The organism is Pseudoalteromonas citrea, assembly GCF_000238375.3.
Classification (GTDB): domain Bacteria; phylum Pseudomonadota; class Gammaproteobacteria; order Enterobacterales; family Alteromonadaceae; genus Pseudoalteromonas; species Pseudoalteromonas citrea.
Genome location: NZ_AHBZ03000012.1, coordinates 154,840 through 175,041, shown reverse-complemented (window position 1 = coordinate 175,041; position 20,202 = coordinate 154,840). Strand labels below are relative to the sequence as shown.

The 20,202-nt window shown below is 40.4% G+C and carries 23 protein-coding genes; 14 read left to right on the top strand and 9 right to left on the bottom strand.

Annotated elements, in window-relative coordinates; genetic code table 11:
• Window positions 1–206: 206 nt before the first annotated feature.
• The 5 genes from accD to purF all read left to right on the top strand — a co-directional run bounded on the left by accD (window position 207) and on the right by purF (window position 5,204).
• On the top strand, window positions 207–1,082 hold the full coding sequence (gene accD, locus PCIT_RS00865) for an acetyl-CoA carboxylase, carboxyltransferase subunit beta (protein ID WP_010364726.1): 876 nt from the start codon (window positions 207–209) through the stop codon (window positions 1,080–1,082).
• Between the two features lie 24 nt (window positions 1,083–1,106).
• A complete protein-coding gene (folC, locus tag PCIT_RS00860) occupies window positions 1,107–2,360 on the top strand; it encodes a bifunctional tetrahydrofolate synthase/dihydrofolate synthase (protein WP_021032349.1) in 1,254 nt (417 codons plus the stop codon).
• 15 nt (window positions 2,361–2,375) lie between these two features.
• A complete protein-coding gene (locus tag PCIT_RS00855) occupies window positions 2,376–3,104 on the top strand; it encodes an SPOR domain-containing protein (RefSeq protein ID WP_040698129.1) in 729 nt (242 codons plus the stop codon).
• Between the two features lie 61 nt (window positions 3,105–3,165).
• A complete protein-coding gene (locus PCIT_RS00850) occupies window positions 3,166–3,660 on the top strand; it encodes a CvpA family protein (RefSeq protein ID WP_010364721.1) in 495 nt (164 codons plus the stop codon).
• Between the two features lie 17 nt (window positions 3,661–3,677).
• A complete protein-coding gene (gene purF / locus PCIT_RS00845) occupies window positions 3,678–5,204 on the top strand; it encodes an amidophosphoribosyltransferase (protein ID WP_010364719.1) in 1,527 nt (508 codons plus the stop codon).
• Window positions 5,205–5,303: 99 nt separating this feature from the next.
• On the opposite strand, the gene PCIT_RS00840 is transcribed toward purF, so the two are convergent.
• Complete coding sequence (locus tag PCIT_RS00840) at window positions 5,304–5,903, bottom strand: Yip1 family protein (protein WP_010364717.1); 600 nt, start codon at window positions 5,901–5,903, stop codon at window positions 5,304–5,306.
• A gap of 266 nt (window positions 5,904–6,169) precedes the next feature.
• On the opposite strand from PCIT_RS00840, the gene miaE reads away from it, so the two are divergent.
• The 3 genes from miaE to PCIT_RS00825 all read left to right on the top strand — a co-directional run bounded on the left by miaE (window position 6,170) and on the right by PCIT_RS00825 (window position 9,878).
• Entirely contained in the window at window positions 6,170–6,928 is a 759-nt protein-coding gene (gene miaE, locus PCIT_RS00835; protein ID WP_010364716.1) for a tRNA isopentenyl-2-thiomethyl-A-37 hydroxylase MiaE, read from the top strand.
• Window positions 6,929–7,469: 541 nt separating this feature from the next.
• Window positions 7,470–7,952: a DUF3015 family protein gene (locus PCIT_RS00830; protein WP_010364714.1), complete on the top strand. Its 483-nt coding sequence runs from the start codon at window positions 7,470–7,472 to the stop codon at window positions 7,950–7,952.
• Between the two features lie 150 nt (window positions 7,953–8,102).
• Entirely contained in the window at window positions 8,103–9,878 is a 1,776-nt protein-coding gene (locus PCIT_RS00825) for an Lnb N-terminal periplasmic domain-containing protein (protein ID WP_010364712.1), read from the top strand.
• Window positions 9,879–9,920: 42 nt separating this feature from the next.
• Here the strand turns inward: PCIT_RS00825 and PCIT_RS00820 are convergent, their stop codons facing one another.
• Complete coding sequence (locus PCIT_RS00820; protein WP_010364710.1) at window positions 9,921–10,655, bottom strand: UDP-2,3-diacylglucosamine diphosphatase; 735 nt, start codon at window positions 10,653–10,655, stop codon at window positions 9,921–9,923.
• Between the two features lie 59 nt (window positions 10,656–10,714).
• Window positions 10,715–11,206, bottom strand: coding sequence for a peptidylprolyl isomerase (locus PCIT_RS00815; protein WP_010364708.1), 492 nt, complete (start codon window positions 11,204–11,206; stop codon window positions 10,715–10,717).
• A 205-nt stretch (window positions 11,207–11,411) separates the two neighbouring features.
• On the opposite strand from PCIT_RS00815, the gene cysS reads away from it, so the two are divergent.
• Window positions 11,412–12,791 carry a cysteine--tRNA ligase gene (gene cysS / locus PCIT_RS00810; protein ID WP_010364706.1) on the top strand — a complete coding sequence of 460 codons (1,380 nt, stop codon included), beginning with the start codon at window positions 11,412–11,414 and terminating at the stop codon, window positions 12,789–12,791.
• Window positions 12,792–13,090: 299 nt separating this feature from the next.
• Window positions 13,091–13,546: a hypothetical protein gene (locus PCIT_RS00805; RefSeq protein ID WP_010364704.1), complete on the top strand. Its 456-nt coding sequence runs from the start codon at window positions 13,091–13,093 to the stop codon at window positions 13,544–13,546.
• A 59-nt stretch (window positions 13,547–13,605) separates the two neighbouring features.
• Here the strand turns inward: PCIT_RS00805 and PCIT_RS00800 are convergent, their stop codons facing one another.
• The 4 genes from PCIT_RS00800 to PCIT_RS00785 form a co-directional block, all read right to left on the bottom strand.
• Window positions 13,606–14,439: a mechanosensitive ion channel family protein gene (locus PCIT_RS00800; RefSeq protein WP_010364701.1), complete on the bottom strand. Its 834-nt coding sequence runs from the start codon at window positions 14,437–14,439 to the stop codon at window positions 13,606–13,608.
• Between the two features lie 26 nt (window positions 14,440–14,465).
• The gene (locus tag PCIT_RS00795) at window positions 14,466–15,167 is read right to left on the bottom strand and encodes an LrgB family protein (protein WP_010364699.1); all 702 of its coding nucleotides are present in this window, start codon (window positions 15,165–15,167) and stop codon (window positions 14,466–14,468) included.
• Window positions 15,160–15,519 carry a CidA/LrgA family protein gene (locus tag PCIT_RS00790; RefSeq protein WP_157592895.1) on the bottom strand — a complete coding sequence of 120 codons (360 nt, stop codon included), beginning with the start codon at window positions 15,517–15,519 and terminating at the stop codon, window positions 15,160–15,162. Before PCIT_RS00790 ends, PCIT_RS00795 begins: the two co-directional genes overlap by 8 nt.
• Before the next feature lie 69 nt (window positions 15,520–15,588).
• On the bottom strand, window positions 15,589–16,380 hold the full coding sequence (locus PCIT_RS00785; protein WP_010364695.1) for a crotonase/enoyl-CoA hydratase family protein: 792 nt from the start codon (window positions 16,378–16,380) through the stop codon (window positions 15,589–15,591).
• A 162-nt stretch (window positions 16,381–16,542) separates the two neighbouring features.
• On the opposite strand from PCIT_RS00785, the gene PCIT_RS00780 reads away from it, so the two are divergent.
• The 3 genes from PCIT_RS00780 to PCIT_RS00770 are packed head-to-tail and all read left to right on the top strand — an operon-like array spanning window position 16,543 to window position 18,257.
• The gene (locus PCIT_RS00780; RefSeq protein WP_010364693.1) at window positions 16,543–16,866 is read left to right on the top strand and encodes an HI1450 family dsDNA-mimic protein; all 324 of its coding nucleotides are present in this window, start codon (window positions 16,543–16,545) and stop codon (window positions 16,864–16,866) included.
• A 39-nt stretch (window positions 16,867–16,905) separates the two neighbouring features.
• Window positions 16,906–17,730 carry a DUF481 domain-containing protein gene (locus tag PCIT_RS00775; protein ID WP_010364691.1) on the top strand — a complete coding sequence of 275 codons (825 nt, stop codon included), beginning with the start codon at window positions 16,906–16,908 and terminating at the stop codon, window positions 17,728–17,730.
• A gap of 11 nt (window positions 17,731–17,741) precedes the next feature.
• Entirely contained in the window at window positions 17,742–18,257 is a 516-nt protein-coding gene (locus PCIT_RS00770) for a hypothetical protein (RefSeq protein ID WP_010364689.1), read from the top strand.
• 72 nt (window positions 18,258–18,329) lie between these two features.
• Here PCIT_RS00770 and PCIT_RS00765 read toward each other — a convergent pair whose 3' ends face one another.
• Both PCIT_RS00765 and ygfZ read right to left on the bottom strand, forming a co-directional pair.
• Window positions 18,330–18,815, bottom strand: a complete 486-nt coding sequence (locus tag PCIT_RS00765; protein WP_010364687.1) for an FKBP-type peptidyl-prolyl cis-trans isomerase — start codon at window positions 18,813–18,815, stop codon at window positions 18,330–18,332.
• Between the two features lie 12 nt (window positions 18,816–18,827).
• Complete coding sequence (ygfZ, locus tag PCIT_RS00760) at window positions 18,828–19,742, bottom strand: CAF17-like 4Fe-4S cluster assembly/insertion protein YgfZ (protein ID WP_010364683.1); 915 nt, start codon at window positions 19,740–19,742, stop codon at window positions 18,828–18,830.
• A 193-nt stretch (window positions 19,743–19,935) separates the two neighbouring features.
• On the opposite strand from ygfZ, the gene PCIT_RS00755 reads away from it, so the two are divergent.
• The gene (locus PCIT_RS00755) at window positions 19,936–20,187 is read left to right on the top strand and encodes an FAD assembly factor SdhE (protein WP_010364680.1); all 252 of its coding nucleotides are present in this window, start codon (window positions 19,936–19,938) and stop codon (window positions 20,185–20,187) included.
• Window positions 20,188–20,202: the final 15 nt, after the last annotated feature.

Sequence of the window (20,202 nt, the reverse complement as noted above, 5' to 3'; positions counted from 1 at the left end):
AGTGCTAATTTGGAAATAAGTTCAAACATTGTTAATGATAATAAACATAAGTAAATTATTATTGATTTGTTTGTTTTAGCTCGTATTATGGTGCGACTACTAAGACCAGTTTTTTATACCGTTGTAGACAAAATCATGTTTTAATTGAAACAGTTTGTCTGTACTTGCAGACGTCGCGACACAGAATTAGCACAAGAGAGTTGCAAATGAGTTGGTTAGAAAAGATCTTACCTAAAACAACAAAAGCGTCAGGGAAAAAAGAAATTCCTGAAGGTGTATGGGCAAAATGTTCATCCTGTGATGCTATTTTATACAAAGCAGAACTTGAAAAGTCATTAAATGTTTGTCCTAAATGCGATCATCACATGCGCTTGAGCGCGCGTAAACGTTTAGAATACTTTTTAGATGATGCAGACCTTAAAGAAATTGGTGCTCAGCATGAGCCGCAAGATGTCTTGAAATTTAAAGACTCGAAAAAATATTCAGATCGTATTTCATCAGCACAAAAAGTAAGTGGTGAGAAAGATGCATTAGTTGCGATGACAGGGCGTTTGAAAGGCATGCCTGTTGCTGCAGTATCATTCGAGTTTGCCTTTATGGGCGGTTCAATGGCATCAGTTGTTGGCGCACGTTTTGTGGATGCGGTGAATCAAAGCTTAGAACATAACATGCCATTGGTGTGCTTCTCTTCTTCGGGTGGCGCTCGAATGCAAGAGGCACTTATGTCTTTGATGCAAATGGCAAAAACAAGCGCGGCATTGGCAAAAATGAGTGAGAAAGGGTTACCGTTTATCTCGGTTTTAACCGATCCTACTATGGGTGGTGTATCAGCATCACTTGCGATGTTAGGTGATATTAATGTTGCTGAGCCTAAAGCCTTGATTGGTTTTGCGGGCCCACGAGTTATTGAGCAAACGGTACGTGAAACTTTACCTGACGGATTCCAGCGCAGTGAGTTTTTACTTGAGCACGGTGCGATTGATATGATCGTTGACCGCCGAGAAATGCGTGACACATTAGCACGTATACTTGCTAAGTTTATGGACTTGCCTTCAACTGAACAAGAGCATAGAGTAGCGTAAATTTTTCAAGTTTAAGTTACGAATATGACAATGCAAACACCAAGCCAATCGTCGACTCTTGATGATTGGCTTTGTTATTTAGAAAGTGTACACCCAGCTAACATCGAAATGGGGTTAGAGCGGGTTCAAAAAGTCGCGCAGACTATCGACTTACTCAATACTTCCAGTAAAATCATTCTGATCGCAGGTACCAATGGCAAAGGAACCACAGCGCGTTGTATGGAGTCTATTTTACTTGCACAAGGTTATAATGTTGGTACCTATGCTTCCCCGCATTTAGTTCGATATAACGAACGTGTAAGAGTCAATGGTAAAGAGTTATCTGATCAAGTGCATGTAGATGCCTTTCATCAACTTGAACAGGGTCGTGGAGACACGGCGCTCACCTATTTTGAGTATGGTACTTTAGGCAGCTTAGCTATTTTTAAGCGCTTTGCCGTTGACTATATCTTACTTGAAGTGGGCTTAGGTGGTCGTTATGACGCAACGAACATAGTCACACCTTATGCGAGTGTGATCACCACCATTGATTTGGACCATAAAGAGTATTTAGGCGATACACGAGAGTTAGTGGGTTATGACAAAGCAGGTATCTTCCGCAAAGATACGCCAGCCATTGTGGGCGACCTTAATATACCGCATACAGTCACTGATTATGGTGTGGAAATAGAAGCCGATTTAATTTTGTCAAAACGTGACTTCCTATATATTCCAACAGAGTCGGGGTTTAGGTGGATTTATCATGACTTTGACTACGAATTTGCTAAGCCAGCGATCCCTGCTCAGAATGTAACAACGGCCTTGACTACACTCGCAACACTTGATTTGTTGCCCTCAGAAGCTGTTATCAAACAATGCTTGGCAGATCTAAAGGTTGAAGGGCGTTTTCAACAATTAAGTGAGCGGCCGCAAGTGTTCACTGATGTTGCACATAACCCTGAATCAGCTCGCTATTTAGCCCAAAAATTGACCGACCTTAAAGCACAAGGCTTTAAAGTTCATGCATTAATCGCTATGCTAGCGGATAAAGATAAAGCGAGTGTTATCAATGAAGTGATTGACTTAGTTGACGTGTGGACTTGTGCATCATTAGAGGGGCCTCGCGCAGAGCTCGGTACAAATCTACAATCACTGGTGCCAAACACTCAACCTGTGTTAGTTTTTGATAGCGTAAAAGACGCGTTAGTACATACGTTACCATCGCTGGACGATGAAACAGTATTGATCGTTTTTGGCTCATTTTTCACGGTGGCTCACGCCATTGCATATTTTGAATAAGTAGAGAGTAATAACGTGAACTCAGGATTTATTAACCGTCTAGTAGGAACAAGTATCGTCGTGGTTGCGGCAATAATTTTTATTCCCAATATCCTTGATGGTGAAAAGGTTCACTATAAAGATGGTTTCAAGGCGATACCAGAGCGTCCTGAGTTTACGACAGTCGATTTAAAAACGAGAATTGACCTAGAGGCTGAGAATGGCCCAATAGTTCAGGGAGACGTTTTGGAGACGTTGACGCCAGATGACGCGCTATTAACAGACACTGATGATAATATCACAACTGAGCGTTCAACGGCGCTCACTGGCAATGCAAGTGATACCACGTCTGATAGTGGTAGCGACTCAAACTCGCAGCTTGTCTCACAAACAGCAGTACCGGGTAGCAAAGCCAATACCAAGCCAGAAGTAAAACCTGAGGCAGATGACAAAGTGGTCGTATCTACCGTTGTTTCTAAAGCAAAAGAGCCTAAACGTACCGCGACATCTAACTTAACGAAAATGGCCTATGTTATTCAATTAGGTAGCTTTTCACACAAACCTAACGTTGATGCATTGGTAAAAAAGCTCAAAAAGAGCGGCTTCAAAGCATTTACGCGTCCAGTTAAAACACCGAATGGCACTTTAACTAAAGTGTTTGTAGGTCCTGACTTAGATAAGACTAAACTTGAATCTAAGCTTGCAAAACTTAAAGAATTGACCAAATTGAATGGCCGACTTACTCAGTTCAATATTGCAAAATGATCTGGTAATTGCCTGTCGGCTCTTATAGAATGCGGCCCAAATTAACGACTTATTGGTTATTATGATCTGGGTTGATTACGCTATTCTCTGTATTGTCGGTTTATCGACATTATTTGGCTTACTTCGTGGTTTTGTTAAAGAAGCTATGTCGTTAGTCGTCTGGGTTGGCGCATTTTTTATTTCCAGTTTTTTTTACCAATATCTAGCAACCTTCCTTACTCCCATTTCAGAACCCCTTTTAAGAAATGCTGCCGCAATTGCCATATTATTTATTGCGACCTTGATGTTGGGTGGGTTTGTTAACTATATCTTAGGTGAGCTTGTGCAGCGCACAGGTTTATCTGGCACCGATCGGCTCTTCGGGATCGTATTCGGTGGTTTACGAGGTGTTTTGGTCGTTAGCGCCTTATTGTTTTTTCTGGATGCATTCACTAGTGCGCCTGGCACGCAGTGGTGGTCAGCATCTATTTTGATCCCTGAATTTGGCTTTGTGATAGAATGGTTTTTTACCTACCTAGAACATAACTCCAGCTTTTTAAATTCAGTAAACCGTTAATCGGCGAGGAAAATTTCATGTGTGGTATCGTTGGGATAGTCGGAACATCTCCTGTAAATCAGGCGATTTATGATGGCTTAACTGTTTTGCAACACCGTGGCCAAGATGCTGCTGGCATTATTACCATTGACAACAATACGTTTAGTTTACGTAAAGCAAACGGCTTAGTAAAAGACGTGTTCCATACGCGTCATATGAAGCGTTTACAAGGTAATATCGGGATTGGGCATGTGCGTTACCCAACTGCGGGCTCATCAAGCTCTGCGGAAGCGCAACCATTTTATGTGAACTCTCCGTTCGGTATTGGCCTTGCTCATAACGGCAACTTGACCAATGCTGAAGAACTTAAAGAACGTTTATTTACCACGGCACGCCGTCACGTAAATACGACGTCAGACTCTGAAATTTTATTGAATATCTTAGCTCATGAGTTAGGTAAGCCTAACAAAATGAAACTTGATGCTGAGGACATGTTCAATGCTATCTCTGAAGTAAACGAGCAAGCAACAGGTGGTTATGCAAGTATCGCAATGATCATCGGTCACGGCATATTAGCGTTTAGGGACCCCAATGGTATTCGTCCATTGGTGTTTGGTAAGCGTGAAACCAGCAATGGCGTTGAATATATGTTTGCGTCAGAGAGTGTCGCACTGAAAATTGACGGTTTTGAGTTTGTGCGCGATGTAGCGCCAGGCGAAGCTATCTATGTTACAGAAAGCGGTGAGCTTCACTCAAAAATCTGTGCAGCTAAAACGCAACATGCACCCTGTATTTTCGAGTTTGTTTATTTTGCACGACCTGATTCAGTAATGGACAATATGTCTGTTTACGCAACTCGTATGAATATGGGCACTAAATTAGGTGAAAAGATTGCAAAAGAATGGGCTGATAAAGACATTGACGTAGTTATCCCTATTCCTGAAACATCTTGTGATGTCGCATTAGAGATTGCGTCTGAGCTTAAATTACCTTACCGCCAAGGTTTTGTAAAAAACCGTTATATTGGTCGTACCTTTATTATGCCAGGGCAAGAGCTGCGGAAAAAATCTGTACGCCGCAAGTTAAATGCCATTGATAGTGAGTTCAAAGGTAAAAATGTATTACTGGTTGATGACTCTATCGTTCGCGGTACCACATCAGCACAAATAGTTGAAATGGCGCGTGAAGCCGGTGCAAAAAATGTATACTTTGCATCAGCGGCACCAGAAGTACGTTTCCCTAATGTCTATGGTATTGATATGCCATCTGCCGCTGAGCTTATTGCCCATGGCCGTGAGCTAGAAGACATAAACGAAAGTATTGGTGCTGATGGACTTATCTATCAGTCATTGAAGGATTTAATTGCTGCTGTTGGCCAAGAGAACCCAGAAATTAAAGTTTTTGAAACATCAGTATTTGATGGCCAGTATATTACTGGAGATGTTGATCAAAACTACTTAAATCGTATTGATGCTTTACGAAATGACTCTGCGAAGTCAACGCGTGAGCAAGCGATGTCATCTAGTTTAGAGCTACACAATCAAGAGACCAATGAAGACGAGTAACCACCTCGTAATTGACATAGTGTAGTCACAAAAAAGGAGCGATAATTCGCTCCTTTTTTAATTTAGGATAAAAGCAAGGGGCATCGAATACGTTACCCCCTAATTAAATGTAGGACTAATTATGCCATTGGTCCACAATATTGCAGTCGCTGCTAATATGATCACCAAGAGTATTAAGCCACACGTAACCACAGAGCTTGCATAAATGAACCCGCGCTCTTCAGGGATATGCATAAGTATAGGGACCCCTGTATATAATAAGTAGACGGAGTAGGCTAACGCAAGCATACCAGCTGTGACGACAAACCATAATTCGGGGTAAAATGCTGAGAACGCGGACATAAACATAGGCGTCGCAGTATATGCAGACAGTTCTAATGTTTGTGTAAAAGTTGGTTTTGCGCCAAAGGTGACCGCCATCCAATGTGATAAATAAGAGAGCGCAAAAATACCCAGGATCAATGCAGTGTACATCGCAATCCCGATAAGTAATGCACTGTCATGTGTTAAGTAGACTGCATCACCAACGCCAATTTCCCACCCTAAGTGCACTGAGGAGTAATAGCCCATAATGCTTGGAATCAGTGCTATAATCGCAATGTGAGACAGGCTGTATTTCACGCTTTCATGACAGTTATCTATTGTTTGCCATTCTTCTAACGGGTGAGCGTATAAGCCCCATAAATGGTTAAAAATCATTTTATGCCCCTTTTTGTTGTCTGTATTATTTTTATACTGCTCAATTAATTTATGAGGGATTGCTCAATTTTTGTCAAGAAAAGGTTAAACTTTCGTCTAATTGAAAAGTATTAAATACTTTGAAACGTGGCGTGTTCTCATAGTCTGAATTAAGCAATCTTGGCGTGGGTACATGGACTACAGAAGGCCGACGAGCTTGTGTTATAATTTAGGCCACGCGGTTTAAGCGTTGTTATTTTCCTGACCTTTGAAAAGAGATGTAAACTTTGGACGAGCTACTACACCCAATTAAGCAATTTTTGCAGTGTGAAACACCTCAAACTTGGATTGACGCTGCCGTTGACCCAGAAAATTTATCAATAGTATTAATTGACCATTTGATCTGTGAGCTAAAAGCAGCCCAGTCGGCAATGTTTTTAATTCGTAAGTACGCTGTTGATAAAGACAGTGCAGATGCATTGCTTGAGTGGTTAAAGCCTTTTGAGACGTTAATTTATAAAAGGGAAGGCGACTGGCGAACGTTACCAGCTAAGAATAAGCTGACTAAGTCAGTGATCCCAAAATCTAATTCACCCTATGGGCAAGAGTTGATAGATAAAATGGTGATTCTGATCAAAGAAGAGTTACATCATTTCTATCAAGTGCTAGAGATCATGGATGAATATGGTGTTGAGTATCGCAGCATTACCCCATGCCGCTACGCCAAGGGCATGCTCCGTCATGTCAAAACGTATGAGCCTGATGCGATGATAGATAAATTGATTTGTGGGGCGTATATTGAAGCGCGTTCGTGCGAGCGGTTTGCAAAGTTAGCCCCTCATGTTGATAAACGTTTAGGTGATTTTTATATATCTTTGTTGCGCTCAGAAGCACGCCACTATCAAGATTATTTAACGCTTGCAGAAGAAATTGCTGGGTGTGATATTTCCGAGCGTGTTACGTTTTTTGGTGAAGTAGAAGCTGAACTGATTTTATCAGATGACACAGACTTTAAGTTTCATTCCGGTGTACCTAATAACTCATGAATATTTGAGCTTAACCTTAGGCGTCGCCTTATGAATCAAATTAGGGCATCAAAGTTAGCTTTTTACGGTTAGTTTTTACTAACTCTTATTGAGGCTTTACTTATTGACGTTTTTCGATCTTTAAATAAATTCACCTTTTATTTCTACAAAGGCCGAAAAATTCGAACGTCGAGTGTGGCTACAGTTCGATTATATAGTATGTTCAACTTTAATTAGTATTCCTTATATCGGAATACTAATAGCGAACATGTTTGTAACAATAGCAGGCTTTATATTTTTCATAGCAATAAGATTTTTACATTATAGTTGGTTTGTGATTAACATCGGTTTGAAAAGGGAGGGTGAAATTTAAAATTATTATTTCACAATGTGAAATAATAATTTTTAAGGCTTTGCTATTAATTTTAAATCAGTTTATGTTGACCCTGATTTAGGGGGTGAATCATTCGCATTCCTTGTAATTTATTATTCCAAATGTTTTTTATTCTGTTAGAATGCGCCCGAACTTTATTTATATAGTTAATATAAGGATTTATTAGACATGAAAAAATTATTTGTAGCAGCTACTATAACTCTACTTCCTTTCGCAAGTGCAATGGCAGACCAAGATATTGGTTGTGGTTTAGGCTCACAATTATTTGCTGGTAAAGAAGGCAAAGTAGTTAAAGTGTTGGGGGCAACAACGAATGGCACCTCAGGTAATCAAACATTTGGTATTACTTTTGGCACACTTGGTTGCGATGGTACTGGTACAGTAACAGCTTCTACTAAAGTTGCGCAGTTCATCGATGGTAATATGGAACAGCTAGCGCGTGACGTGTCTAGAGGTGAAGGAGAGTTTTTAGAGACTTTAACTGAAGCTTGGGGCATTAATGAGCAAGATAAAGTAGCATTTAATATGCTGGTTCAAGCAAAGTTTTCAGAAGTTTTTACATCTGAAAATGTAACTTCTCAGGTGGTTTTGGAAAACTTAAATAGTATTATTGCCAGTGACTCCACTTTGACTTCGTATACTCTTTCTTAATATATTAAAAGTTAAATGGGATTTATATGATAAGGCTCAATTAATTTTGGGCTTTCTTATATTTTATATATGAAATATATATTGCTTATTTTTATACTGTTCAGTAAGTTGGTGTTTTCTTCTTCTAGTCAGGAACACACGCTGGGGGCCTTGGAAAAAATATTATCTGAAAAACCATACTGGTTAAAACTTGGACATTATAAGAAGGGTTTATATGGATTTGTAGAAAGTGAAGTAGATGATCCGCGTTTTTTCCTTTCCAAGAATGGTAAATTTAGCCCTATTGATGAGCTCAAGGCGAGTATTCACGCTTTTTCTAGTGAGCAGCTTTCTCAAACGGAAAAAGCTCAAAGTAGATGTAAATTTCCCGCTAGATATACATGGCTAAAAAAGCACTATTATAAGCATTGGCCGGACCTTGACTGTCCCGAATTGATTAAGTGGAAAAGCACGATAAACCCGATGGGCTTAACACTTGTATTTCCCACCGCATTTATGAACAGCCCCTCTTCAATGTTTGGTCATACATTACTGCGTATTGATGCTAAAGACCAGACACGTAGCAAAGAGCTAGTTGCTTTTGCTGTTAACTTCGCCGCAGAGCCTGACAGTACTGACAATGCGGCTTTATATGCATTAAAGGGACTAGTTGGTAGTTATCCGGGGAAGTTTACGTTAATGCCATATTATCGAAAGGTGAGAGAGTATAGTGATATAGAATCACGAGATATTTGGGAATACCCACTGAACTTTGATGAATCCCAAGTGCAGCGTATTTTACTTCATCTATGGGAAATGCAACAGGCAACCTTCGATTATTATTTTATTTCAGAAAATTGCTCTTATCAATTATTGTCTTTATTACAGCTTGCCAAAGAGGATTTAGACTTAACCTCTGAGTTTAACTTTAAAGCAATTCCTTCAGACACTGTGGCAGTATTGAGAGATTCAGAGCTATTGGAGCAGCCAAAATACCGTCCTGCATTTGGTACTAAATTACATCATTATGCAGGGCAATTATCTTTTCAAGGGCTGAATGCCGCAAAGGGGCTAATACGTGGTGAAAAACTGCCAGTAGGAGTATTTAGCGAAAAACAAACCGCAGCGATATACGAATTAGCTTACGAATGGCTTAACTTTAATTATCATGAAAATGCGTTAAATAGGGGAGAGATTGCGCCACGATTAAGGTCATTATTATATGAAAGGAGCAAACTTAAAGTATCTTCACCCTTACTCCCTCCCCCGAGACCTTTAGCATCTCCAGAGTTGGGGCATGGCTCATCTCGCATCGGTGTTGGAGAGAATTATTACAAATATGGCCAGCAAAGCCTGAATATGTCGTACCGCTTAGCTTACCATGATCTACTTGATGCGCCCGCGGGGTTTATTGGGGGGGCTAAGATTGGCTTTTTTGATATATCTGCAATAAGCAATGCTTCTGGGCTTTATTTAGATCAATTATACTTGATAGATGCCATGTCTTTAGCGCCTGATAATACTGTATTTGATAGTTGGTCTTGGAAAATGAAACTGGGGTTTGAGCGTCAACCAGATATTGATAGCAAACGTGTTGGTCGAGTTTTTGCTGAAGCTGGGTATGGGAAGTCAATAGGGGATCCACAGTTACTACATGGTTATATATTAGGTACGGTGGCCGTTAATGGTGGAGACATTTCTCAAGGTATAAATATAGGAGCAGGGTTTGAAGCTGGAGTTACTTGGCAAATATCTGAAGGAGATCGAATATCGTTGTCTGGACGTTGGCTAGCTTTATCAGACTCAAATTCCCACAAGCAGCATGAGCTTGCGATACGATGGAATACTTCACTGTCACAAAACTGGTCTGTTCGCGCTGAAGTAATACAACAAAACTGGCATAGCCAAGAACGTGCAGCAAAGCTCCTACTATTATATTATTTTTGATCTGTTAGTCTATAAAAGTTGAATATACAGCTTGGGATGATTTTACTTGGCCAATGTATGTGATGTGAGGGTTTGTCCTAGCTCATTAACAACTAAATATGAACTTTGACTGTACCAATCACCGAGTACCGTCCGCGTGAACTCTTTGTCATCTTTTTGGCTAGTATGCACATAAGGTCGATGTGTATGCCCGTGGATCATATTGTAGACGTGATATTTTTCAAACATGGCTTGTACCGCCTCGCTTGTTACATCTAAGATATCCAAAGATTTACCTTTTTGATTCTCTTTACTTTTCTGACGAGCTTTTTTAGCAACACGGCGTCGATACCACAAAGGGGTTGCTAGAATGAGTTTCGGCCACCACCATCCCCGACTTTTTTTGCGAAAGTTCTGATAGGCAATATCTTGAGTACACATTTCATCACCATGGAGAATGACCGTTTTATTTCCGTACAAATCAATAACTGCTTGCTCTGGGAGTAAGTGAAAATTTGCTTGTTTAGCGTAGCGTTTACCTATTAAAAAATCTCGATTGCCATGTAAAAAGTACACGTCAATATTGAGTTCTTTTAAGCCGTTTAACTTTTCAGCTACCATATTTGCAAGTGGCGCACGCTCATCGTCCCCTATCCAGACTTCAAAAAAATCACCGAGGATGTAGAGTGCATCTACGTCAGGGCTCATATGTTCATCAACAAAGGTAAAGAATGCTTCGGTAATATCTGAACGGTCGTCGCTAAGATGTAGATCTGAAATAAAATAGGTTTTACGCATTGGTGCTCTTAGCTAAAAAGCGGGTGTGATCCCGCTTAAAATTTGTATATAAAAATGTGTTAAGCAACAGTCACTTTTTCAATGACAACATCTTCAAGAGGAACATCTTGGTGGAAGCCAGAAGATCCAGTCGCAACATTTTTAATTTTCTCTACGATATCCATGCCTTCAACAACTTCAGCAAATACGCAGTAACCCCAACCTTGTGACGTTTCGCTGCTAAAGTTTAGGAAATCATTGTTATTCACGTTAATGAAAAACTGTGCTGTCGCAGAATGAGGATCTGGCGTACGCGCCATTGCCAAAGTGCCTGTTTTGTTGCTTAGGCCATTTGTCGCTTCATTTTGTATGGGGGCTTGTACAGACTTTTGTTCCATACCCGGTGTAAATCCACCACCTTGAACCATAAATCCATCAATTACTCTATGGAAAATGGTGCCATCATAAAAGCCAGATTTAGCGTAGTTTAAAAAGTTTTCAACAGTTGCTGGTGCTTCATCTGCAAATAGGTTAATGCTGATCTCACCGAAGTTAGTATGTAGAACAACCATGGAGGCTTCCTAATAGTTAATTTTCAAAGAAGGATATTCTATAGCAGAAGTATCTAAGCTGACAATTTTCAAAGCGTATTTATTGATACTTGATGAAAAAATACACGTAAACTTCGCAATTTGTATTAATTTGGGTATAGAGCAGTGACAGAGCAAGTGTTATCATGGTTTCTCATGTCCATCTTTGTTTAGGAAATCGAACTACATGTTGCAGATATATAATACACTCACACGTCAAAAGACCCCATTTAAACCTTTAGTCGAAGGCAAAGTCGACATGTATGTGTGCGGTATTACAATTTATGATTTCTGCCATGTGGGGCATGCACGCACTTACGTTTCATTCGATGTTATGAACCGCTATTTTCGTCACCTAGGATACGATGTAACTTACGTGCGAAATATTACAGATGTCGATGATAAAATTATCAAGCGTGCGGCTGAAAATAATGAAGATATTAATGCATTAACGGTTCGAATGACCAAAGCAATGCATGAAGACTTTGACGCGTTAAATATTTTACCTGCTGACATTGAGCCAACAGTGACAGGTCATATGGACGAAATAATAGAAATGATTGAACGCCTGATCACTAAAGGCCACGCGTATGTAGCTAGTAGTGGCGATGTACTGTTTGATGTTTCAACATTTGAACAGTATGGCCAATTGTCCCAGCAAAATTTAGAAATGTTACAAGCGGGTGCGCGAGTCGAAGTGGCACAAGACAAAGATGACCCTTTAGACTTTGTACTTTGGAAAAAAGCCAAGGCGGGTGAGCCTTCGTGGACGTCACCGTGGGGTGAAGGTCGACCGGGCTGGCACATTGAATGTAGTGCGATGAGTTCTAAGCACCTAGGAGACTTCTTTGATATTCATGGTGGCGGTTCTGACTTACAGTTTCCCCACCATGAGAATGAGATTGCGCAATCATGCTGCGCGAACAATGGCCGTTACGTAAATACTTGGATCCATACCGGTATGGTGCAGGTAAATAAAGAGAAAATGTCTAAATCTTTAGGTAATTTCTTTACGGTAAGAGAAGTTCTTAAAAAATATGACCGTGAAACTGTGCGTTATTTCTTGATTAATGGCCAATATCGTAGCCAGTTAAATTATTCTCAAGAAAACCTTGAGCAAGCGCGGGCGTCGTTAGAGCGTATTTATACCGCGCTGCGAGGTGTAGAGCCTGTGGAAGTTACGCTTGCAGGTAATAGTTACGTAGAACGTTTTGAAACGGCAATGAATGATGACTTTAATACGCCAGAAGCGCTACCGGTGATTTTTGAGTTGGCAAAAGAAGTTAATTTGTTAAAAGACAAAGACAGTGAAGCCGCAGCAAAGCATGCCTACATACTTGTAATGCTTGGTGAAGTACTGGGTATTGCACAGCAAGCACCAGAGTCTTTTTTACAAGGTGAGCAAGACAATGATGAAGTGGCTAAGATTGAAGCGCTAATTGTTGCTCGTAATGAGGCGCGCGCCAGTAAGGATTGGGCTGCTGCGGATGTAGCACGAGATGCTTTAACTGCGTTGGGGGTTGTGCTTGAAGACAGTGCAGGCAAAACAACCTGGCGTAAAGCGTAAATACCAAAAATAGACTTTCAGGGCCTGAGTTCTTAGGTTCTTATCAAATCGCGTCCTTTGGCGCGATTTTTGTTTTGAATAACACATTATTCTGTAATTTAGTTAACTTAGGGTGAGGTTTTCTAAATCTGCATATTGCCTTTCTTAATACAGTTGTCTGTCCTCTAAAATAAGTTATTCATCGATTTTTTGAGTAAACTTCATCATTTAGTGTTAAAAAAATACATATGATAGAAATCTTGCACTAATTAGAAGTAGATTTATAGTTAAGATAGTGTAATTATTTTTAGTGATACATCATGGTAGATAATTCTGCAAGTACTGAACTTGACCATATTGGCATATTCATAGATAAAATGAATGTAGGGCTAAGGCATTTAAACAGTGCTATTTTTACTTTTCGTTCAGTACCAGGTTTACCGATAGGCGTACAGTGCTTTGGACGTAAAAAAAATGCATTTTCGCAAAGTGAAACTTGGCTTGTATGCAAGGAAATTTCAGAAGAAGCGTTAGCTGGCAGTGATAATGTATCCGTGCAATTATCTGTTCCAAGTAGTGAGTTTGTGCAAACGTTGCAAAGTAAAGGGCATAGTGCGTTAATTATGTATATTGTGACGCGCCGTGGGCAGTTAATGTCCTTTTTTTTGGATGACGGTGAGATAAGTCGTGGCTATCTTAGTGCAAAGGAAGCAAAGAGTAGGATGATGTCTGATTTATGTGCCGCGAGAGCGCTTATATCGACCGTAATTTACTAGAATAGTTTAAGTGTTACCCAACCATAAAGGGCACCGCAAGGTGCCTTTTTTCTGTTCGTTCAATTGTCGCTGTTTTGATTCAACGTGACGACTCGTTGTGGGAAAGGAATGTCAATATGGGCGTGTTTAATTGCTTTATATACTTGCTGGTTAATAGCTAGCTTTGACTCGATGATTTGTGTGGTAGGTACCCAATATCGATAGCTAATAATGACTGCGCTGTCGGCAAATTTCTCTATTCCCACTTGGGCCTTGGGGTTGGTTGCTACGTTTGAATATGTTGCTAAAACCTCTGTCACGACCTCAATGGCGGTGTCTGAACATGCATGATAGGCGATCCCGATTTCACCTTTGACAAGGGAGTAGCGAAAAGAATTGTGTAATATTTCACCGATAATGTGTTTATTAGGAATGGTGATCTCTACTTGTTCTTCATTGATAAGTACCGTGTGGCCTAGTTCAATGACTTTAACTTGTCCACTGACGCCTTTTACAGCAATAGTGTCACCGACAATAAACGGGCGAGTGGCGATAATGGCTAAGCCTGAACCGTAGTTTGATAACATTCCCTGTAAGGCCAAGCCCGCGCCTAATGATGCGGCACCAATTGCGGCAACAAAGGGAGTAACACTGATCCCAAGTTTACCCAAGGATATGATCACAAACATAATGATCAACAGCACCTTTACAACATTACTGATAAAGTTAGTCAATGTTACGTCAATGTCGTGACGTAACATCAATTGCTCTACCATTTTAGAGAGTCGATTAGACAGCCAAAGGCCAACCACTAGGATGACGATTGCCCCGACGACCTGCATACTGTAATTAACCAAGTAGTCTCTTATCAATGTAAAGTAGTGTTCAAATTGTTGTATTTCTTGCTCAATCATGAACAGAGGTCCTCATTGTATGGAATTTATATAGCAACAGATGTGAGTTGAATCAACCAACGATATAACATTGGCACCCAAAGTGCAGTTAAAAGTGCGCTGATAGTCATGGCGGCAGAGGCAAATACACCCGCCTTAGGGTGATGCTCTAATGCCGCGGCAGTGCCAATGGCATGACATGAGACACCCAACGCAATTCCTTTCGCTTGATGGCTTCGTATTGAGCACAACGAAAGTATAGAAAGACCGAATACGCCACCAAATACGCCAATTAAGATCACCATAATAGCAGCGACTGAACCAAGGCCGCCTAGGCTGTCAGTAACGATGAGGCTAATAGGTGTCGTTACTGATAATGCAGCTAATGAAGCACTTAATTCAGTTGAGGCATTAAAATACCAGCATAGCAGGAATGCGCATAGAGTAGAGAGGCTAATGCCGACAAAGCTACAAGATAGCAGTAACATAAAGTACCCCTTGATATCTTTGAACTGTATGTAAAGAGGGTAGGCCAGCGCTACCACTGCGACTTCTAAAAAGAAGCTAATGGGCATAGTCGCAGATTTATAAGTTCGATAATCTAAATCAAAAATAATCAGTATTAAACAGGCTGAGATGATGCTTATTAGGACGGGGTTCATGAGTGGGAATTGCCACGTTTTGTATAAAGCACGGCACAGTAAAAAAATAGCAATGGTCAACCCAGAGCCAATGGCGTATTCAATCACTGTACTTTCCTCGGTTTGCTATCAAGCCAACGCACATTAGCCCGACTGTAGGGACGAGTATCAGTATGCTTACTAGTAAATCTAAGTTGTTCAATAATAAAGTGGTGTATTGAAGAATACCGACGCCCGCGGGAACAAAAAACAATGCCATATATTTTAAAATTGGGAGTGCCGCAGGTGCAATGAGAGGCGGCAGCACTATTTTAAAGTACAATAAGCTTATCAAAAATAACATACCAAGTAGCGGAGCGGGGATTGTTAGGTTAAATGCGGCAACGATAAACTTTGCACTATATAAGCAGCTTAGCATAAGTAAGAAGGCGAGACTGATTTGACATGTTTTCTTTACCACAATACTGCCGATGTTTATTTGGAAAAAACAAGCATAACGAACTCTGTGATGGTTCGCTATGGGACTAATTTACCACTTGCTGCGCTCTTTATACGCTTTGCTTTGTTGGGCTTGAGCATTATACATCGCAGTTCGAGTATTTTTATTGAGCAGTAAGCGTATTTGGCACCAGGTTTCTTGCCTGAGCACTTTGCGTCGGTTAGCTGAGTAGGCACTATTATTGACTTTTTTTATGGCTGCGAGTGCATCAGGTGAGCGAGTTAGTAATGTGTCTAACAAATCTTGTACGGCCTTTGCCGTATCTGTATGAATGTCGCTGATCAGCCCATATTCTTTTGCAGTCTCTACATTAATTGGGGTACCTTGAGAAGTGAACAACCATAATTTGTCTTGTTGAATAAGTGCGGGTAATAGGACGCCTGTGCCCATGTCAGGACAAAGGCCCCATTTTGATTCCATGATCGCTAACTTAGCGGTTGGGGTAGCAATACGATAATCGGCTCCAAGAGCAATATGTAAACCAGCACCAAAACAATGCCCATTTATGACGGCTATGACGGGAACCGGGAGTGTTTTCCACGCTAAGGAAACGCGCTGCACAAGGTTCGGGTTGCCTGGCATCCATTTAAATAGCAGTCGAAAAATTGAGAGTGGTTTTTTTACAATAGATTTGACATCAAGGCCGGAACAAAAATGATCGCCCATACCTGATAGAATAACTGCTCTGAGCTTGGTGTTTTTACGAAGTACTTTAATGATTTTATCAAGCTCAAGAAACATCGCTAGGTGAAGCGCATTTTGTTTTTCTGCGCGGTCCAATGTTACCCAGGCAATATTATTTTTGATTTCTAACGTAACCATTTCCGTGTCCATTAAATTGTGAATTTTTCGATGACATTAGTGGTTATACTCTACAGTTAGGACATTCATCAAGGAATTTTGATAATTTAGCCGATCTTGATAGCCAAGAAATTTATGATTTTGTTATGATAGGGATCTAGCTTAAATAATGAGAATACAACTATGTCTGCTCGTCTCTCTAGCGTCGAAGAGATCACCCACCAAGCTTATGATATTTTTTTGCAGTTAGCCCCTGAAAACTTATCTGATCAGGATATTCAACAATTTAATGAACATCATGGCGAATTTGGCTTTATTGAAGACAGTGAGCCGGAAGATGACTGGCAGCAATTTGTGTCTTTAGAGATTGAACCAGAGCATTTTGTGCAGGTGGTCGTGGGTATTGAATACGAAGATGGCGATGAGATATTTGCCCGCATCTTGATTAGTCGAGATTTAGACGCGCCTTTTTGCCATGTTTTGTGGAAGGGTTCAGAGTCGCAGTAAAGAATAACGATAAAAGAATAGAGTAGAAAAATTAATATTGTGTCTTACTTAAAATTAGCAGTCGGTAGCTGCCTAAGCATTTTTAGTAGTCTATTGTGGGCAGTAGACCCATTTGAGGATTTTCATCAATACGGTGAATTATCAGATGAGGAAATACACCAACTTCATGCAGGTGAAGTTTTGTATGGCGATATTGAGTTTGGGCTTATTGCTAATAACGGAAATACGAAAAGTACCGCGTTTAAATTAAAAAGCAATTTGTATCAAGATTTTGAGCATTGGCGAAATCAATTTAAGGTTGATAGTTTATACAAAGAAGAGACAGACGCGAACTCCAATAGCTCTGACGTATCAGCATCTCGTTACTATATTTCAGCACAGGGCAATTATAAAGTTGGACGTGATAATGAATCTTTGTTTATCTATGCTGATTATAATGATGACAAATTTAGTGGTAAAGAATATACCGCCACCGTTGCATTGGGTTATGGTAACCGCTTATTTGAAGGAGAAAAAAATACCGTTGATTTTGATATTGGACCGGGTTTCTCTATATCAAAAACGGATAATGAAATAGACATCGCATCCAATGCAGTCAGAATACAACGAGGTCAGCTACTGAGGCTAGCTTTACAATGGGAACGCACAGTTTCAAAGCAAACAAGATTTAATCAAGATATTAGTATAGAAAAGTCTTTATCGGGGTTGAGTAGCCGTGTGTTTAGTGAAACAGCTTTGGTAAGTCAGGTGATGGGTGGGGTTTCATTAAAAGTATCGTACACGTATCGATATAACTCTGATCCAGAAGAAAATAAAAATAAAGTAGATACTGAATTAGGTGCTACTTTGGTTTATAGCTTTTAATAGGAATAATAATGTATCAACATACGCAATTTGCATGGGCTATTTGGGCTATTTTAGCGTGGATTGCAACGTTTCTAGTTATGGCGATTGTACTCAGTGGTAGCAACGCTGCAATATTATTGTTTGCCGGTATTTTACTGCTAGTTGCGGTGTTTTTTTACGGCTTAACCATCAAGGTTGATTCACAGTCAAAGCAATTAACTTGGTGGTTAGGACCTGGATTGATCAAAAAGACACTATCGTTTGAAGAGATTGAAGCGGTCAGGGCAGTGAAAAACTCGTTACGCCATGGAATAGGAATGAAGATCACCAATGATGGCTGGGTTTATGCAGTATCAGGCTTTAGCGCGATAGAGATCACCTTGCATGACGGCATGAAGTATAGAGTAGGAACTAATGATCCCAATGGTGTGCTCAAGGCGCTCGTAGGCAACGTTATGATCAAAGAAGATGAAATTTCAGGCGTTGTTAAGTCTGACGAAGAGCCGGCTAAAAAGCGCAAGAAAGGGGCATTTGATTTAGATTGATCCACCTAGTTAACAAAAAAACGCTCATTATAATGAGCGTTTTTTTATGGGTTAACCGATATAAAGCGGTTATTAGTGCTCGCTATCACAGCCACCTTCGGCGTGGACATGACCATGGCTAAGCTCATCTTCAGTCGCATCACGTACTTCTAAAATCTCTACATCAAAATGTAGTGTGATCCCTGACAGAGGGTGATTGCCGTCAACAATAACTTCCTCATCTTGAATATCGATGATCATGACCATTTGGTCGCCGTCATCAGTTGACGCTCTAAACTGCATACCTACATCAATTTCCATACCGTCAAACATAGACTTAGGTACAGCTTGCATTAATTCGTCGTGACGAACACCGTAGCCTTGCTCTGGTTCAACGGTCACACTTAATGTGTCTCCGGCGCTTTTATCGATGATGGCATCTTCTAAACCTGGGATTAAATACCCTGTACCAATGATGAATAATAGTGGCTCACCATCAAATGAATTATCAATAGTGTTTTTGTCATTATCAAGTACTGAATAATGCATTTTCACTACTTTGTTTGGTGCGATTTTCATAATATTTCCCGTTTATTTATCATCATCTAGCGAATATGGCAGAGGTAGAATTGACATGGATACCTCTGGTGAATGCTTAGCCCGTAATAGTGACGTGTTGTCTGTGTCATTGGGTAATACGGCTAAAGCACTGTATGTGTGTGTTTTGGAATTATAGACTTGATGGGCCACTTTTCCTGCTCGACGCCAATTATCGCCTAGCTGTATTTCTACATCAGACTCTGTTATTGGTGTGCTGCTTTGCCCTTGCAATATATACATCGCGCGTTTATTTTTGCCAAGGTAACGCATACGGGCGACGGTCTCTTGTCCGGTATAGCAGCCTTTTTTAAAGCTGATCCCACCAAGCGCTTGTAAATTGATCATTTGTGGCACAAATTCTTCAACAGTTTCAGCACTCAGCTGTGGCTCTCCAGCTAAAATAGACGCTTCAGAGAAAAGAGTGTGATCATGCTCTAATGCAATATCTGCAGGTAGTGTAAAATGCTCGTCTACGTATAATATAATTCGTTGTTCATCTAAGCGCAGTGCTTTATAGCCTAAAAAGTTACAGGCATTGGTATCGGCAAAGTTTAAGCCAAGTAATTGACAAGTTTGACTATGGTCGTCACTTAATAACCCGATAATGCGCGGGGAGTCTATATGCGTTATATCAACTTTAGCGAACACGCCATATTTTTTTAGTTCTCTTGCTGAAGCAGTGACTTCATTGCTGGAACCCATCATAAAAAACTGTTCGTTGTGCTTGAAGACTTGAAATGCACCCCAAAGTTTCCCTTTTGGGCTACAGTGGCCTGCCCATAAAAATTGTGTATCAGTGATTAGGTTCATATCTTGTGTCAATTGACCGTGAAGATAGCTAAGCTGTTCTTCTCCAGTGATAGAAATCAGCTGATAAGGTAACTGAAAAGCGCGTACGAGCGACATAATATTGATCCCTATAGAGTTAGTATCGTAATAATAACGTATATCTTCAGCGTCATAAACGGATGGTTATGATTTAACGACAGATATAGGGCTTTATTCGGTGATTTAAAGTAAAGCGGTGTATTTATCGCGGTATTGTAAGATATAATCTTACCAAGATAGGTGATAAAAAATAACTTTTTAGGGGTAGTTGATGGCTGAGCTTTTTTCAAAATCTCGCACAAAATGGGCATGCCGTCGTGGTATGTTGGAACTTGATGTGCTACTTGGGCCATTTGTTGACGAGGCATATGACGCGCTATCTGAGCATCATAAATTCGTATTTCAGCGTTTAGTTGAAATGGAAGATCCTGACTTATTTGCATGGTTTATGGGCCATGAACAGTGTCCTGATGCAGAATTAAACTCTATGGTGCAATTGATCCTTGACAGAGTCCGCGTATAAGCTGGAAGTCAAAAA

Coding starts and splice junctions, on each gene's coding strand:
- accD (WP_010364726.1), top strand. CDS start 207: ATGAGTTGGTTAGAAAAGATCTTACCTAAAACAACAAAAGCGTCAGGG.
- folC (WP_021032349.1), top strand. CDS start 1,107: ATGACAATGCAAACACCAAGCCAATCGTCGACTCTTGATGATTGGCTT.
- PCIT_RS00850 (WP_010364721.1), top strand. CDS start 3,166: ATGATCTGGGTTGATTACGCTATTCTCTGTATTGTCGGTTTATCGACA.
- purF (WP_010364719.1), top strand. CDS start 3,678: ATGTGTGGTATCGTTGGGATAGTCGGAACATCTCCTGTAAATCAGGCG.
- PCIT_RS00840 (WP_010364717.1), bottom strand. CDS start 5,903: ATGATTTTTAACCATTTATGGGGCTTATACGCTCACCCGTTAGAAGAA.
- PCIT_RS00830 (WP_010364714.1), top strand. CDS start 7,470: ATGAAAAAATTATTTGTAGCAGCTACTATAACTCTACTTCCTTTCGCA.
- PCIT_RS00820 (WP_010364710.1), bottom strand. CDS start 10,655: ATGCGTAAAACCTATTTTATTTCAGATCTACATCTTAGCGACGACCGT.
- PCIT_RS00815 (WP_010364708.1), bottom strand. CDS start 11,206: ATGGTTGTTCTACATACTAACTTCGGTGAGATCAGCATTAACCTATTT.
- cysS (WP_010364706.1), top strand. CDS start 11,412: ATGTTGCAGATATATAATACACTCACACGTCAAAAGACCCCATTTAAA.
- PCIT_RS00805 (WP_010364704.1), top strand. CDS start 13,091: ATGGTAGATAATTCTGCAAGTACTGAACTTGACCATATTGGCATATTC.
- PCIT_RS00800 (WP_010364701.1), bottom strand. CDS start 14,439: ATGATTGAGCAAGAAATACAACAATTTGAACACTACTTTACATTGATA.
- PCIT_RS00785 (WP_010364695.1), bottom strand. CDS start 16,380: ATGGTTACGTTAGAAATCAAAAATAATATTGCCTGGGTAACATTGGAC.
- PCIT_RS00780 (WP_010364693.1), top strand. CDS start 16,543: ATGTCTGCTCGTCTCTCTAGCGTCGAAGAGATCACCCACCAAGCTTAT.
- PCIT_RS00770 (WP_010364689.1), top strand. CDS start 17,742: ATGTATCAACATACGCAATTTGCATGGGCTATTTGGGCTATTTTAGCG.
- PCIT_RS00765 (WP_010364687.1), bottom strand. CDS start 18,815: ATGAAAATCGCACCAAACAAAGTAGTGAAAATGCATTATTCAGTACTT.
- ygfZ (WP_010364683.1), bottom strand. CDS start 19,742: ATGTCGCTCGTACGCGCTTTTCAGTTACCTTATCAGCTGATTTCTATC.
- PCIT_RS00755 (WP_010364680.1), top strand. CDS start 19,936: ATGGCTGAGCTTTTTTCAAAATCTCGCACAAAATGGGCATGCCGTCGT.